The sequence below is a fragment of the Amycolatopsis sp. NPDC031561 genome (genome assembly GCF_055580625.1).
Genome location: NZ_JBVILA010000003.1, coordinates 196,654 through 211,553, shown reverse-complemented (window position 1 = coordinate 211,553; position 14,900 = coordinate 196,654). Strand labels below are relative to the sequence as shown.

At 68.5% G+C, this 14,900-nt stretch carries 14 protein-coding genes; 6 read left to right on the top strand and 8 right to left on the bottom strand.

Translation table 11 applies throughout. From position 1 onward, the window contains the following. Positions 1 to 8 precede the first annotated feature (8 nt). Positions 9 to 1,220, bottom strand: a complete 1,212-nt coding sequence (locus ACZ5IK_RS10140) for an anhydro-N-acetylmuramic acid kinase (protein ID WP_465487413.1) — start codon at positions 1,218 to 1,220, stop codon at positions 9 to 11. 153 nt (positions 1,221 to 1,373) lie between these two features. On the opposite strand from ACZ5IK_RS10140, the gene ftsY reads away from it, so the two are divergent. Next, complete coding sequence (gene ftsY, locus ACZ5IK_RS10135; protein ID WP_101609694.1) at positions 1,374 to 2,687, top strand: signal recognition particle-docking protein FtsY; 1,314 nt, start codon at positions 1,374 to 1,376, stop codon at positions 2,685 to 2,687. A 64-nt stretch (positions 2,688 to 2,751) separates the two neighbouring features. On the opposite strand, the gene ACZ5IK_RS10130 is transcribed toward ftsY, so the two are convergent. After that, positions 2,752 to 4,251, bottom strand: a complete 1,500-nt coding sequence (locus ACZ5IK_RS10130) for an MFS transporter (protein WP_465487412.1) — start codon at positions 4,249 to 4,251, stop codon at positions 2,752 to 2,754. Between the two features lie 108 nt (positions 4,252 to 4,359). Here ACZ5IK_RS10130 and ACZ5IK_RS10125 point away from each other — a divergent pair, with 108 nt between their 5' ends. Further along, positions 4,360 to 5,091 carry a TetR/AcrR family transcriptional regulator C-terminal domain-containing protein gene (locus ACZ5IK_RS10125; RefSeq protein ID WP_465487411.1) on the top strand — a complete coding sequence of 244 codons (732 nt, stop codon included), beginning with the start codon at positions 4,360 to 4,362 and terminating at the stop codon, positions 5,089 to 5,091. On the opposite strand, the gene ACZ5IK_RS10120 is transcribed toward ACZ5IK_RS10125, so the two are convergent. Beyond that, complete coding sequence (locus tag ACZ5IK_RS10120) at positions 5,081 to 5,857, bottom strand: IclR family transcriptional regulator (protein WP_465487410.1); 777 nt, start codon at positions 5,855 to 5,857, stop codon at positions 5,081 to 5,083. The genes ACZ5IK_RS10125 and ACZ5IK_RS10120 overlap by 11 nt on opposite strands. 103 nt (positions 5,858 to 5,960) lie before the next feature. Here ACZ5IK_RS10120 and aceB point away from each other — a divergent pair, with 103 nt between their 5' ends. After that, positions 5,961 to 7,538 (top strand): malate synthase A, encoded by a 1,578-nt coding sequence (aceB, locus tag ACZ5IK_RS10115; protein WP_465487409.1) that lies wholly within the window; start codon positions 5,961 to 5,963, stop codon positions 7,536 to 7,538. A 4-nt stretch (positions 7,539 to 7,542) separates the two neighbouring features. After that, complete coding sequence (locus tag ACZ5IK_RS10110) at positions 7,543 to 8,739, top strand: DUF6986 family protein (protein WP_465487408.1); 1,197 nt, start codon at positions 7,543 to 7,545, stop codon at positions 8,737 to 8,739. A 96-nt stretch (positions 8,740 to 8,835) separates the two neighbouring features. On the opposite strand, the gene wzt is transcribed toward ACZ5IK_RS10110, so the two are convergent. Further along, positions 8,836 to 9,603, bottom strand: a complete 768-nt coding sequence (gene wzt, locus ACZ5IK_RS10105; protein WP_465487407.1) for a galactan export ABC transporter ATP-binding subunit Wzt/RfbE — start codon at positions 9,601 to 9,603, stop codon at positions 8,836 to 8,838. Between the two features lie 97 nt (positions 9,604 to 9,700). On the opposite strand from wzt, the gene ACZ5IK_RS10100 reads away from it, so the two are divergent. Beyond that, entirely contained in the window at positions 9,701 to 10,330 is a 630-nt protein-coding gene (locus tag ACZ5IK_RS10100; RefSeq protein ID WP_465487406.1) for a TetR/AcrR family transcriptional regulator, read from the top strand. A 70-nt stretch (positions 10,331 to 10,400) separates the two neighbouring features. Here ACZ5IK_RS10100 and ACZ5IK_RS10095 read toward each other — a convergent pair whose 3' ends face one another. Then, positions 10,401 to 11,648, bottom strand: coding sequence for an HNH endonuclease signature motif containing protein (locus tag ACZ5IK_RS10095; protein ID WP_465487405.1), 1,248 nt, complete (start codon positions 11,646 to 11,648; stop codon positions 10,401 to 10,403). Positions 11,649 to 11,965: 317 nt separating this feature from the next. Beyond that, entirely contained in the window at positions 11,966 to 12,532 is a 567-nt protein-coding gene (locus ACZ5IK_RS10090) for a CGNR zinc finger domain-containing protein (RefSeq protein ID WP_465487404.1), read from the bottom strand. Between the two features lie 83 nt (positions 12,533 to 12,615). On the opposite strand from ACZ5IK_RS10090, the gene ACZ5IK_RS10085 reads away from it, so the two are divergent. Then, complete coding sequence (locus ACZ5IK_RS10085) at positions 12,616 to 13,788, top strand: epoxide hydrolase family protein (RefSeq protein ID WP_465487403.1); 1,173 nt, start codon at positions 12,616 to 12,618, stop codon at positions 13,786 to 13,788. On the opposite strand, the gene ACZ5IK_RS10080 is transcribed toward ACZ5IK_RS10085, so the two are convergent. Continuing rightward, positions 13,760 to 14,260: a GNAT family N-acetyltransferase gene (locus tag ACZ5IK_RS10080; RefSeq protein WP_465487402.1), complete on the bottom strand. Its 501-nt coding sequence runs from the start codon at positions 14,258 to 14,260 to the stop codon at positions 13,760 to 13,762. The two genes, ACZ5IK_RS10085 and ACZ5IK_RS10080, sit on opposite strands and share 29 nt — an antisense overlap. Positions 14,261 to 14,270: 10 nt before the next feature. After that, positions 14,271 to 14,873: a DsbA family protein gene (locus tag ACZ5IK_RS10075; RefSeq protein ID WP_465487401.1), complete on the bottom strand. Its 603-nt coding sequence runs from the start codon at positions 14,871 to 14,873 to the stop codon at positions 14,271 to 14,273. Between the last annotated feature and the right edge of the window lie 27 nt (positions 14,874 to 14,900).

The following is a 14,900-nucleotide window of genomic DNA, read 5'->3' as shown; positions in this document are numbered from 1 at the left end:
CGTATCTCCTATCGCTCGCCGGTCGTCGCCGCCACCCGTAGCCGGGTCACGGTTGAGGTATGCGGGGCAGGGAGCCGCAGGGGGCCCGCGCCCGGGGTGATGCTGCCGAGCAGCCGGTCGCCCCGGGCACCGGTCGCCGACGGGAGGTTCCCCGGGACGCCGGACCAGGTCAGCCAGCCGAGCAGAATGGTCAGGTATGCCTCTTTGCCCGCGCGCGGCAGTCCGTGGTCGTCGCTGGTCTTCACCGCCGTGCCGGGAAGGTTCCTGGCGAGCGAGGCCATCAGCGCCGGGTTGTCGGCGCCGCCGCCGGAGACGATCAGCGTGGCGATGGTGTGGCGACGGCATTCCGCGGCGATCGTCACCGCGGTCAGTTCGGTCAGTGTCGCCAAGAGGTCTTCCGCGCCGACCGGCGGGAGCCCGTCGAGTGCGGTGTCGAGGTACTCGCCGTGGAACAGTTCCTTGCCGGTCGACTTCGGCGGCGCGGCCGCGTAGTACGGGTCGAGCAGCAGCTTCGCCAGCAGGTCGGGCCGGACGTTGCCCCGCAAGGCGAGCGCCCCGTCGACATCGGCGCGCCTGCCGGTGACGCGGTGCGCGGCGATGTCCATCAGGGCGTTGCCGGGGCCGGTGTCGTAGGCGAGCACGTCGGCGTTGCCGGCGGGGACGACGGTGATGTTCGCGATACCGCCGATGTTGAGCGCCGCGACCGGTCCGGAGGCCGCCATTTCCCGGAGCCACAACGCGTCCAGGGTGCTGGCGAGCGGTGCGCCGTGCCCGCCTGCGGCGACGTCGCGCACGCGCAGGTCGGCCACCGCCGGCAGTCCGGTGCGCTCGGCGATCCACGCCGCGTTCCCCAGTTGCAGCGTGCCGCGGGCGGTGCCGTCCTCGACCCAGTGGAACACCGTCTGGCCGAGTGAGGCGACGACGTCGGCCTCGCCGCCGGCCAGTTCCTCGATGCCGCGTGCCGCCGCCTCGCCGAACGCCTGTCCCACCAAGGTGTCGAGTTTCGTCAGTTGTTCGGCGCTGCAGGGATTCGGCGGGAGGGCGCCGAGCAGGGCATCGCGAAGCGCTTCGGGATAGGGGACCTCGAACTGGCCGAGCGGGGAAAGCACCACCGTGTCCCCGTCGGCGCGCAGTTCGGCGGCCGCCACGTCGATCCCGTCGATCGAAGTGCCGGAGATGAGTCCGATCATCCGGACCCCAGTGCCGGAGAAAACCGTCATTCGGAGTGGTCTAGCCCTCGTGCCGGAGACCGCGCAAGCGACACCGTTTCTTCTTGTCCGAAATGAGTCCTATCCAGTGGGTGCTTGACAAGATCGGCTTGCTTCCCGTGGGGCGTCTACGTCGGGCCGTGTGCGGATGCGAGGATTGGCGCCGTGTCGAGCACCCCCTGGTTCTGGATCGTTGTCGTTGCCGTCGTGGTACTGGTCGCCGTATTGGTGACCGGGCTGCTCATCGCGCGCCGCCGCCGGATCAGCCTGGACGAATCCCAGGCTGCCGAGGCCGTCGAGCGCCAGAAGCCGAAGGGCGGCGGCTATACCGCGACCGGCGGGATCGCGCTGGCTCCCGGTGGTGAGAAGACCGAAGAGGCCGAAGAACCCGAGCACCCGGTCGAGGACCGTCCCGAGACGGACGGCCAGCCCGCCGTCGGGGACGACGCGGCGGTGCCGAGGGATTCCGCGCAGCGCACGGTGCGCGACGTCGAACTTCCCGAACCGGCCGAGGAAGCCGCTCCCGCGCCGGTGGAAGAGATCGCCCCGGCGACCGGGCGCCTGGAGCGGCTGCGCGGCAGGCTGGGCAAGTCCCGTTCGGTGTTCGGGCAGAGCCTGCTCGGCCTCCTGGGGGCAGGCGACCTGGACGAGGACTCGTGGCAGGACGTCGAGGACACGCTGCTCATGGCGGACCTGGGCGCTGCGACGACCACCGAGATCGTCGAGCGTCTCCGTGACGAACTGAAGCGCCGCGCCGTGCGGACGTCCGAGGAGGCGCGCACGGTCCTGCAGGAAGTGCTGACGGCCGCCCTCTCGACCGACGCCGTCCGGGCCGTCCGCGCGCTGCCGCACATCGTCGACGGGGCGAAGCAGCCCGCCGTCGTCCTGGTCGCCGGGGTCAACGGCACCGGCAAGACGACCACCACCGGCAAACTCGCCCGGGTGCTCGTCGCGCAGGGGAGCACCGTCGTGCTCGGCGCGGCCGACACCTTCCGTGCCGCCGCGGCGGACCAGCTGCAGACCTGGGGCGAGCGGGTGGGCGCGGAGGTCGTGCGCGGCAAGGAAGGCGCAGACCCGGCGGCGGTCGCCTTCGACGCCGTCAAACGCGGCACCGAGGCGGGCGTGGACGCCGTCCTGATCGACACCGCCGGCCGTCTGCACACCAAGACCGGCCTGATGGACGAGCTCGGCAAGGTCAAGCGAGTCGTCGAGAAGCAGGCGAAGGTGGACGAGGTGCTGCTGGTGCTCGACGCCACCACCGGGCAGAACGGGCTGATGCAGGCCCGCGTGTTCTCGGAGGTCATCGACGTGACCGGCATCGTCCTGACCAAACTGGACGGCACCGCGAAGGGCGGCATCGTCTTCCAGGTGCAGCGCGAACTCGGGGTGCCGGTCAAGCTGGTCGGTCTTGGCGAGGGGCCGGACGACCTGGCCCCGTTCGAACCGGGCGCTTTCGTGGAAGCCCTGCTCAGCAGCTAGTGAGTGCTATGAAAGTCCCCTTCATTGCAAAATTTGCAATGAAGGGGACTTTCATAGCATTTGGTCAGACCGTGACAGGGACGTTCTCGCCGGTCCCGGCCGAAGCGGTCTTCTTGTCCCGCATCACCACGAAGGCGACCACCGCCGCGGCCAGCACGCCCACGGCGCTCACGAGGAACGTCGTCGACATCGCCGAGGTGAACGACTCGCGCGCCGCGGTGATGAGGCCTCCGTCACCGGTAGCGAAGGCGTCACCGATCGAGAGGCGGGCTTTCGCCGGGGCGGAAGCGGGCATCTGCGCGGTGAACAGGCTGGACACGATGCTGCCCAGGATCGCGATGCCGAGCGCCGCGCCGAGCTGCTGGATCGTGTCGTTGAGCGCGGAGCCGACACCGGCCTGCTCCTCGGGGACCTCGCCCATCAGTGCCGCGATCGCCGACGGCATCGCCAGCCCGCCGCCGGCGCCGAGCAGGAACAGCGCGATCGCCGGGAGCAGGAAACCCGAGGTCGTCGACAGCGTCGAGAGCAGGCCGAATCCGGCGGCCATCACGGTCATCCCGGCCGCGGCCAGCACGTGGTTGCCGACCTTCTGGCCCAGCGTCGCGCCGAGGGTGTTGCAGAGCAGCGAAGCGATGGCCATCGGGATGAACGCGAGGCCGGCCTGGGTCGGGGTGTAGCCGAGGACGTACTGCAGGTACTGGGTCAGGAGCAGCAGCAGTCCGCCGTTGCCGATCTGCACCAGCGTGAGCGACAGGCTGCCGCCACTGAAGTTGCGCTTGCTGAACAGCTTGAGCGGGACCATCGGCGAAGGCGTGTGCCGCTCCCAGAAAACGAAACCGGTCAGGCTCGCCACCGCGATCACCAGCGGGATCAGGGTTCCGGCCTCGGTGATGCCGTGCTTGGGCAGCTCGATGATCGTCCAGACCAGCGCGACCATCCCGGTCGCGGACAGGATCGCGCCGAGCGGGTCGGGCTTCTGCCACGGGCCTTTCGATTCCGGCATCAGGGTGAGCGCGGCGAGCACGGCGATGACGACGATCGGCACGTTGATCAGGAACACCGCGCCCCACCAGAACCACGCGATCAGCACGCCGCCGAGCACCGGGCCGCCGATCAGGCCGAGCATCGCGACCGCGCTCCACGCCGCCATCGCCTTGCGGCGTTCGGCGTCGTCGAAGACGGTGATCAGGATCGACAGGGTGCTCGGCATGATCAGCGCGCCGCCGACCCCCATCGCCGCGCGGGACAGGATCAGTTCGAGCGGGTTCCCCGCGAACGCGGCGACGAGTGAGGCCACCCCGAACAGGAGGAGGCCGATGATCATCACCTTCCGGCGGCCGAACCGGTCGCCGAGGCTTCCCGACGTGAGCAGCAGCCCGGCGAACACCAGGATGTAGGAGTCGAGGATCCACTGCGTGTCCTGCGCGCTCGCCCCGAGGTCGTCGGCCAGCGGCGGCACGGCGACCGTCAGCACCATGTTGTCCACGACCAGCACGAGCGTGCTCAGGCACAGCACGATCAGGATCCACCAGCGGCGCGGATCGCGTCCTTGTGTCGAGTTCATCGGGTTACCCCCAGAGGTGGTTGCGTACGTTGTTCTGCTGTTGCGCACACTGTACGCAGAACGCGAGAGCGTTCGCAAGGGGGTACGTCGTGCGCTACAGTGGGCGGCATGTCAGCCGAAGAACAGCCGATCCAGTCGGTGTGGACCCGTCCCCGCCGGAAACGGGACCAGCCCGCGTTGAGTCAGGCGCAGATCGTCGCCGAGGCCGTCCGGATCCTGGACGTCGAAGGCGTCGACGCGCTGAGCATGCGGAGGCTCGGCACCGCGCTGAACGCGGGCGCGACGTCGCTCTACCGGCACGTGGCGAACCGTGACGAGCTGATCGAGCTGGTCGTCGACGAGGTCTACGGCGAGATCGCCGTACCGGACAGCGAAGATCCGGCGCGATGGCGCGAAGCGGCCGTCGTCGGGGCGGAGAGTGTCCGCGCGATGATCCTGCGGCACCCGTGGGTCGCTTCACTGCTCGGTTCGGTCGGCCTGTCGTATCTCGGGCCGAACGTCATGCGGCTCAACGAACGGCTGCTGGCCGTCTTCGTGACCGCGGGATTCCCCGGCGACGAGGCCGACCAGGCGATCAGCGCGGTCATCTCCTACGTCATCGGCATGGGGACGACCGAAGCGGCCTGGCTCACGACGGTCGCGAAGAGCGGGCGAAGCGAGCGTGAGTGGGCGAAGCAACTGCGCCCCGCCGTCGAGGCGGCGGCGCAGGAGCATCCGCATCAGCGGGAGCGGCTCGTCCAGGACGACGTCGAGGCCGACCCGGAGCGGCTTCGCGACGAGAAGTTCCGCTACGGGCTGGACAGGATGCTCGACGGTCTGGAGACCAGGCTCAAACGGTGACCCCGTCACGCGAAAGGGTCGAACCGAGCGAGGTCGCGATCCGCTGGACGACGGGCGCGATCCGCTCGACGGCCTCCATCGTGAGCCGTCCTGAAGGGCCGGACACCGAGACCGCCGCAGGCACCGGCGCGCCCGGGACCGCGACGGCCACGCAGCGGACGCCCAGTTCCTGCTCGGCTTCGTCGAGCGCGTAACCCTGCTGGGCGATCTTCGCCAGCTCACGCAGGAGCGCGTCCCGGTCGGTGAAGGTGTGCTCGGTGTACGAGGGCATGCCGGTCCGCGAGAGCAGGGCTGTGACGTCGTCGGACGGCAGGTGCGCGAGCATCGCCTTCCCCACGCCGGTGCCGTGCGGCAGGAGTCGCCGTCCGACCTCGGTGAACATCCGCATCGAGTGCTTCGAGGGCACCTGGGCGACGTAGACGACCTCGTCCCGCTCCAGGACGGCGAGGTTCGCGGTCTCGCCGACCTCGTCGACCAGTTCCGCGAGCAGCGGCCGCGCCCAGGAGCCGAACTGCATGCTGGCGTTCTCACCCAGCCGGATGAGCCGTGCGCCCAGCGCATACCGGCGGTTGGTGTTCTGCCGGACGTAACCCAGGTCCACCAGCGTCCTGATCAGCCGGTGGATGGTCGGCATCGGAAGTCCGGACAGGGTCGCCAGCTCCGAAAGACTGGCTTCGCCCCCGGTGTCCGCGAGATGTTCGAGGAGGTCGAAGGCCCGCTGAAGTGACTGGACGCCGCCGTCACGCCCGTTCTTCTCCGCTGCCACCGTGGTGCTCCTTACGTCGGCGTTGATGTTCCGCTATGCAGAAACTATAGTCCGTCATGTAAAACCGTAGGGACGTTATTTATCTGAACTCGGGGTGTTTCTCATGTCTGAAGCTCAGGTGCTCGGCGATCCGGTCGAGCGCGGGGACGAAATCCTCACGCCGGAGGCACTCGCCTTCCTCGCCGGCCTGCACGAGGCCTTCGCCGCCCGTCGCGACGAGCTGCTGCAGGCCAGGGGCAAGCGCCGCGAGGAGGCCAGGACCACCGGCAAGCTCGACTTCCTGCCCGAGACCAAGGAGGTCCGCGAGGGCGACTGGAAGGTGGCCGAGGCCCCGCCCGCGCTGCGCGACCGCCGGGTCGAGATCACCGGCCCGACCGACCGCAAGATGACCATCAACGCGCTGAACTCCGGCGCCAAGGTCTGGCTCGCCGACCTCGAGGACGCCAACACGCCGCACTGGGCGAACGTCGTCTCCGGCCAGGTCAACCTGTACGACGCCGTCCGCGAGAGCATCACGCTGGAAAGCGGCGGCAAGAGCTACGCGCTCAAGGACGACGTCGAGCACGCGACCATCGTCGTCCGCCCGCGTGGCTGGCATCTCGACGAGCGCGGCCTGTCCTTCGGCGGGCGCCAGGCCGTCGGCGCGCTGGTCGACTTCGGCCTGCACTTCTTCCACAACGCGCAGGAGCTGCTCAACCGCGGCAAGGGCCCGTACTTCTACCTGCCGAAGATGGAGAGCCACCTCGAAGCCCGGCTCTGGAACGACGTCTTCACCCACTCGGAGAAGACGCTCGGCATCGAGCACGGCACCGTCCGCGCGACCGTGCTGATCGAGACCATCCCGGCCGCGTTCGAGATGGACGAGATCCTCTACGAACTGCGCGAGCACGCCTCCGGCCTGAACGCCGGCCGCTGGGACTACCTGTTCAGCGTCATCAAGTACTTCCGTGACGCGGGCGAGAAGTTCGTGCTGCCGGACCGCAACTCGGTCACCATGACCGCGCCGTTCATGCGCGCGTACACCGAACTGCTGGTGCGCACCTGTCACAAGCGCGGCGCGTTCGCGATCGGCGGCATGGCCGCGTTCATCCCGAACCGCAAGGACCCGGAAGTCACCGCCGCGGCGCTCGACAAGGTCCGCGCGGACAAGAGCCGCGAGGCGGGCGACGGCTTCGACGGTTCGTGGGTCGCGCACCCGGGCATGGTCGAGATCTGCCGCGAGGAGTTCGACAAGGTCCTCGGCGACAAGCCGAACCAGCTCGACCGGACCCGCGACGAGGTGTCCGTCACCGCGGACCAGCTGCTCGACGCGGCCTCGACGCCGGGCGGCGCCACCGCGGCCGGCCTGCGTGCGGCGGTCGACGTCGGCATCCGCTACATCGCCTCCTGGCTGAGCGGGAACGGCGCGGCGGCGATCCACAACCTGATGGAGGACGCGGCCACCGCGGAGATCTCGCGTTCGCAGGTCTGGCAGTGGGTCCGGAACGGCACACAGCTCGACACCGGTGACAAGGTGACCGGCGAACTGGTGCGTGGTGTACTGGCCGAAGTCCGCGGCGAACTCGCCGCCGAGATCAAGCCGGAGCTGCTGGAGCCCGCCGTCGAGCTGTTCGAGCAGGTCGCGCTCGCCGACGAGTTCCCGGACTTCCTGACACTGCCCGCCTACGAACGGATCAAGTAGACAGATGGGGAACGGGCGGCTCACCGAGGACGTCTACACCGCCGCCGACGCGCGCCTGGCCGAGGCCGACGCGCGTGTCGCGGCGAAGTATCCCGGCGAGCCGCCCGGCCGCCAGCCCGTGCACACCGTGTACGTGCCCGCGTCGCGGTACAAGACGCGGCTCGTGGCGGACTGGGGCAAGCAGGCCCTGCGGGTCTTCGGCGAGCACGCCGATCAGCTGGGCCTGGACGCGGACATCGCCGACCGGGTCAGGACCAAACTCCTGACCGAGCCGATCGAGGATCTGCGGATCGACTTCGAGGACGGCCTCGGCAGGCCGGGCGACGACGAGGAGGACGCCACCGCGCTCGCCGCGGGGCGGACCCTCGCCGTCACGGGCGGGACGCCGTTCGTCGGTATCCGCTTCAAGAGTTTCGAGCAGGCGACCCGGCGCCGCGGCATCCGCACCCTCGATCTCTTCCTGACGGGACTGCTGGAAAGCGGGCCGCTGCCGGAAGGTTTCGTCGTCACGCTGCCGAAGGTGACCGCCGTCGAGCAGGTCGAAGTGGCGGCGGACGTCATGGAACGCCTCGAATCCGCGTACGGCCTGCCGGACGGCGCGCTGCGGTTCGAAGTCCAGATCGAGACGGCGCAGTCCATTGTGGACGTCGATGGGACGGTGGCGGTACCGCGGATCATCGAAGCCGCGCGCGGCCGGTGTTCGGGACTGCACTACGGAACCTACGACTACAGCGCCGGTCTCGGGATCAGTGCCGAGTACCAGAGCATGGAGCATCCGGCCGCCGATTTCGCCAAGCAGCTCATGCAGGTTTCGGCCGCGGGGACCGGTGTCCGGCTTTCGGACGGCTCGACGAACAAGCTGCCCGTCGGCGACGCGATCCTCCCGGCCTGGCGCGAACATCTGCGGCTGGTGCGGCGATCCCTGGAAAACGGCTTCTACCAGGGTTGGGATCTGCATCCGCACCAGCTGCCGACCCGCTTCGCCGCGACCTACGCGTTCTTCCGCGAGGGATTCCCGGCGGCATTGGGACGGCTGCGGGATTACGCGGACCAGACCGGGCGCGGTGTGCTCGACGAGCCGGCGACGGCACAGGCCTTGGCGAGTTTCCTGCTGCGCGGCTTGGACTGCGGGGCCGTGGACGCGGGGGAGCTCTCGTTCACCAGGCTCGAACTGGACGGATACGCGCGGCGGAGCGTGTGAGGAGCGGCTGAGCTGTGTCAGTCGGCTGAGTCGCGGCCGGGTGTTTCCTTGCGAGGAGCCGTCGGGTTTCGGTGGCGGGCACCGCCGCTTCGGCCTTCAGCTGGTCAAGATCTTCCTCTGAGCGCTCTCCGTGCCGTGGTACCGCGCGAGAACCTCGTCCAGCGAGCCGTGCGCGCGGATCCGGCCCTCGTCCATCCAGAGCGCGGTGGTGCACAGCTCCCGCAGCAGTTCGTCGGCGTGCGAGGCGAACACCAGTAAGCCGGAGCGGCGAGCGAGGTCCACCAGTCGTTCGCGCGCCTTGGTGAGGAACGCCGAGTCGACCGCGCCGAGTCCCTCGTCGAGAATGAGGATCTCGGGATCGATGGTGGTCACCACGCCGAGCGCGAGCCGCACCCGCATGCCGGCGGAGTAGGTGCGCAACGGCAGGCGCAGATAGTCGCCGAGCTCGGTGAACTCCGCGATGTCGTCGACCCGCTTCTCCATCTGCTTGCGGGTCATGCCGAGGAACAGGCCCCGGATCAGGATGTTCTCGTAGCCCGACACTTCGGGATCCAGCCCGACACCGAGGTCGAACACCGGCGCGATCCTGCCGTCGACCCGCGCACTGCCCCGCGTCGGCTCGTAGATGCCGGACAGCAGCCGCAGAAGCGTGGACTTCCCGGCGCCGTTGTGCCCGACCAGGCCGACTCGATCGCCGTCGCCCATCGACAGGGTGACGTCCCGCAGCGCCTCGATGACCGGGACTTTCGCGCCGGTGCCGATCTTGCCGCCTACCTTGCCGAGCACACGTTTCTTGAGTGACCGGGTCTTGGCGTCGAAGATCGGGAAATCGACGTAGGCGCCCTGTACCTCGATGCTCACCATGCCGCTGCCTCCCCGTCTCGTCAGATGCGAACGGAAGTTATCATTCGCATTCGGGCGACGTCCGGGCGCCCGCCGAGAGGGAGGTAACGTGCGGTCGGTGAGTCAGCAATCCGTCGATCAGGGCTTTCGCCCGCCGCAGCAAGCTCGCAGCCGGGAGTCCCTGCAGAAGGTGCTGGCCGCCGCTGAGCACGTGCTGGCGAGCCAAGGCCTCGAGGAGTTCACCGTCGGGGCGGTCGCCGAGCAGGCGGGGATGTCGGTGGGCGCGATCTACCGCCGGTTCTCGGGCAAGAACCAACTGCTGTACGCCGTGAAGGACGAACTGCTCGGACAGCTGGAAACCGGTGTCAGCGAAGCGCTTCACTCGGCGAAGCCCGGGCTGGACGGAATCGTCGGCGCGTTCACCCGGTCCTTGGCGCACACCTTCGCCCGCCACGACAGGATTTTTCCCGAACTGCTCGACGGTCAGCGCGCCGAGGGGCGCGATCGCGGGCTCCAAGCGCTGGCCACAATCCAGGACGCCTTTGTCGAGGCTGCTCTTCCTCGCGTCGAGGCGGACCGAGAGCCGGCTCTCCGGATGGTGACCCGGACCATCATCGGTTCCTGCGTGCACCGGGCCGCCAGTAGCCGGTTCTGGGCGGACGGTCTGAGCTGGAGTGCTTGGGCGAGCGAAACTACCGCGATGGCGCTGGCTTATCTGACTTCGGCGGGGGATTCGGGGCGCGGGTAGGTGCCCGGGTTTGGGTGATGCGGGCATGCCGAGGGGGCCCGTCGCCGGTGTGGCTGGCGGGCTCCTCGGGTCAAACGTGGGTGTTGCGCTGGGGTCTTCGTAGCGGATCCAGGTATTGGGGTGGGATGAACTCCGGCAACCCATCCGACGCCATCCGGACTTCCCAATCACCGTGGTGGATCAGCCGATGATGGAAGCCGCACAGCAACACCAGGTTCCGGAGGTCTGTCGGTCCACCGTCCGCCCAATGATGAATATGGTGCGCGTGGCAGTTCTTCGGCCGTCGATGGCAGCCGGGGAACGCACAGCCCCTGTCCCGGATGTTCAAGGCGCGTCGTTGGCCGGGGGTGACGAACCGTCTCAGCCGTCCCACGTCGAGGGGCTCACCTGCGGCGTTGAGCACGACGGGGAGCATGAGGCAGTCGCAGGCCGCCATGCGGGTTTCGCGGGCGGTCATCTTGCCGACGAAGTCCACACACGCCGTACCCAGGCCGGATTTCAGTTCGTCGAGCCCGATGGTGATGTGGATCAGGGTGCGGTAGCCGCTGGTGCCGGGTTGGTCCGGGCAGGCGATCGCCAAGTCGAGCAAATCAGCCCAGGCGTCACCCTGGCGTTCGGCTTTGGTGCGGAGGTCGGCTTGGCCGAACTCGTCCATCGGGCGAGGCTTGGCGTACGCCTCAAGAGCGGCCGCGGTGCGGGCACCGGTCTCGTCATCCAGCAGACCGTTCAGTGTCCAGAAGCCGTCTTTGCGGCGTTCCACCGTCAGCTCGCGGCGGGGCTGGGCGGGTTCGGGATCCTTCGGCTCGTTGCCGTCCGGGTCGAGCCAGGCCAGCAGGCCTTCCTCGGCTTCCGCGAGTTGCCGGGGACCGGCGTTCCGGGCCAGGTCGGCGAGGATCTTCTCCGCGGTCTCCCGATCCTCGACAGACGCCTCGGCCGGGATTTTCCGCAGGATCTCCACGAGCTGCTTGATCCGTTCCTCCCCGATCGCACCCTCCGCCGCCGCAGTAGCGGTGGCGGGCGCGAAAGCCGGGATCTCCGTGCCGTCCAGGGCACGTGTCGGGTTCAGATCGATTGCACGCTTCACATACGGCCGCGCTTCACCCTGACTCAACCCCGCGACCTCAGCGAACCACGCCACCGTCGACCCATAGCCATACAAGTCTTTCGCGCCCCGAGACTCGACCTCCGCCAAATACCGCCCCAAACCAGCGGACGCGACCCGCATCACCTGCAGGAACTGCTGCACGCCATGCGCAAGCTCCAGCTTGCCAGCGCGCCACAACTCCTGCGGCAACTCGGGAACAAAGGTCTCGGACACCCCACAATAATACCGCAATCAATCGAACAAGTGTTCGTAATTTTAGGCGACAAGCAATCCGCGCATTCACCACTGATGGGTGATTTCGCCGGGACGGCACCGCTACCCGGCGCAACACCGAACCGTCAGCTGCGCGTTTAGTCGGCTAAATGCGACAGGTCGTCCGCAGGGCAACGCCGAACAAGTGATTTCGCTGCTGGCGAGCGTTTTCGCCAAGGCGGCACCGCTGCCCGGCGCGATATCCGAATCGTTGCCGAAATTGGCCACGTCCCTCTGTCGTCGGCTACCGCATTTAGTCGACTAAATGCAAAGAACAATCACCCGCCAGGCCTGGGATTCTTGCGTTGATTGGCATGGAAGCGCGCCTTCTTTTGGCGATTCCCGCAAGTGTTCATGTCACACCATCTCCGGGTGCGACTTTGGCTGGTGTCAAAGAAAGCGGCCTGACAGGTCGGCGACGCACACAGAGCCAGCTTCCCGTCCCGCTCGCCCGCGATGACGCTGATCGCGTCGGCGGCGATCACGCCGAGGGCGTCTTCCGCGCGGGAAACCTGCCATCGCCGAGCGCCCTCGGCCGTCAGGACGGCCGCCGCCCGCCCCTGAACGCTGCACTCGTTGATGACCTGCACGGCGGACGCGGGGAGGGCCTTCTGGGTCGCGGCCGCCGTCGCGGCGGCGTGGATCGACTCCCTCAGTTTCTGGGCGAGGTCGAGTTGGGCGGTCGTGCAGGAGTCCACGGCGAGACCGTTCACCGCCAGCCAGTCGACGAGCCGGTGCGGCACGGGGATGCGCTCCACGGCGTCGCCCTGACGCTCCGTCAAGGTCGCCGTGAAGCTGGTCGCGAGCACGCTACCGAGGCGGAAGTCGGGGTATTCGGCGGACATGGAACCACCTTAGCCGGTTGCGTGTCGGCACGAAGACCTGTTAGAACCGTCTTAGCCGGTTCCACGACAGCCCAGGAGGTCTCATGTCCCGTCCGACCAGCGACGTCCAAGCATTCGAAGCCCGAGCAACCGACGCCGACCTCGACAATCTGCGCGCGCGACTGGCCGCGGCGCGGTTGCCGGAGGCTGAGACGGTCCATCGCGCCGAGCCCGGTCCTCGCCGCTGGGACCAGGGCGTTCCTCTCGCCGACCTCGTCGAGGTCGTGGACTACTGGCGCACCGGGTACGACTGGCGCTCCTTCGAAACGCGCCTCGACCGGATCGGCCAGTTCCGCGCGGTCATCGACGAGCTGGGAATCCACTTCCTGCACCGCCGGTCCGCGCGTGCGGACGCCACTCCGCTGATCTTGACGCACGGCTGGCCGGGCAGCGTCGCCGAGTTCGTCGACGTGGTGGACGAGCTGGCCGATCCGAAAGGCGCGGACGCGCCGGCGTTCCATGTCGTGGTCCCGTCACTGCCCGGCTTTGGTCACAGCGACAAGCCGACTCGCACCGGGTGGGGCACCGAGAAGATCGCTGCCGCGTGGGTGGAACTGATGGGAAGGCTCGGTTACGGCGAATTCCTGGCCCATGGCGGCGATTGGGGAGGCAACATCACCACGGTTCTCGGCGGCAGGTTCCCGGAGCACGTCCTCGGGATCCACACGACGTTCGCGGAGTCGCCACCCGGGATGACCACGGACGGGCTGACGGCGGCCGAGCGCGCGTGGACCGAGGAGACCTACGATTTCTGGCATCACCGCGCGGCGTACGCGAAGCAGCAGGCGACCCGGCCGCAGACCATCGGTTACTCGCTCGTCGACTCACCGGTCGGGCTGCTCGCCTGGATCCTGGACAAGTTCGCCGAGTGGTCGGACACCGAGGACAGCCCGTTCGAGACGATTTCCCGGGACAGGATCCTCGACGACGTCACCCTGTATTGGCTGACGCGGTCCGGCGCGTCATCGGCACGCATCTACTACGAAAGTCACAACTCGCTCGATCCCGAGCTCCGGGTCGACGTCCCGTCGGCGATCACTATTTATCCTCGCGACATCGAGAAGTATCCGCGCGCCTGGGCGCAGGAGCGATACCGGCGGATCGTCCGATGGAGGGCGCCCGAAAGCGGGGGTCATTTCCCGTCGCTGGAGGTTCCGGGGTATTTCGTCAACGACCTGCGAGAGGGCCTCACGGCAGTGCTGGCCGCTCATCGGTGAGTGTCTTCACGTAACGACGGCAGGGAACCGAAATCGGCCCGTCCGGACCGGACGCCTGGTTGTCGAACTCGCCCTCGTCCACCCACCCGCATCGCTCGTAGAACCGCCGCGCCCGCGCGTTTCCCGGTGCCACGGCGAGCCAGGCGCGTGAATGCCCGCCGTCGCCCACGAGCCGTTCCGCCTCCGCGAGCAATGCGCCCGCCACTCCGCTCCCGCGATGATCCGACGAGACGTAGACCTGCTCGACCTCGTCGCCGACGACCATCACGAATCCCGCCACTTCGCCGTTCACCAAGGCGACGGCGGTGTCGCCGACGCGGTCCGCGGCTCGTTCCCAGAACGAATCGCGGGTGCGGACGCGGACGAGTTCGTCGGGCACGTTGCCGAGATGGCCGTCCTGCCAGCCGTGGTACCAGATGCGCGCGACGGCGTCGGCGTCCGCGGCGGTCGCCGGCCGAAGTGTCAAAGGCATGACACGGAGTCTAGGAAACCAGCGCGCCGATCCGCCGTTCCACCTCGTCCGCGCTCGCGTTCCCGGCGACCAGCGTCACCACCCGTTCCCCGTCGTCCGCCAGCAAGGTCGGGTATCCGGTGACCCCCAGGTCCCGTGCCCGCCGGAAATCGGCCGCCGCGGAAACCCGGTCCAGCGCGGCCTCGACGGCGTCCCCGTCCAAACCCGCCCGCTGCGCGACCACTCGATACGTCGAGACGTCGGACAGGCTCAGCCCATCGAGGTAGAAAGCCTCCTGCAGCAAGGCCGCGAGCCGCACCGCGCGGTCCGGCGCGACTTCGCGCAAGGCCGCCATCCCGCAGGCGGCGGCTTCGGAGTCCATGACGAACTCGCCGTCCGCGATGAGCCGTTCGTAGCTCTCCCCGAACGGGGCCCCGGTCCGGCGGGTGATCTCGGCGTTGGCTCCTTGGACGTGGCCGAACTGCCGGATCGGCACCCGGCGCCCGCCGATGAACAGGCCGCCGGACACCACCTCGACCGGCAGGTCCGGATGCCGGTGCGCGACGTCGGCCATGGTCCTGGCGAAGCCGTAGGACCAGCCGCAGTACGCGTCGAAGACATAGATGAGCCTCATGACCAGACCCAACGATGCCTGACGAGT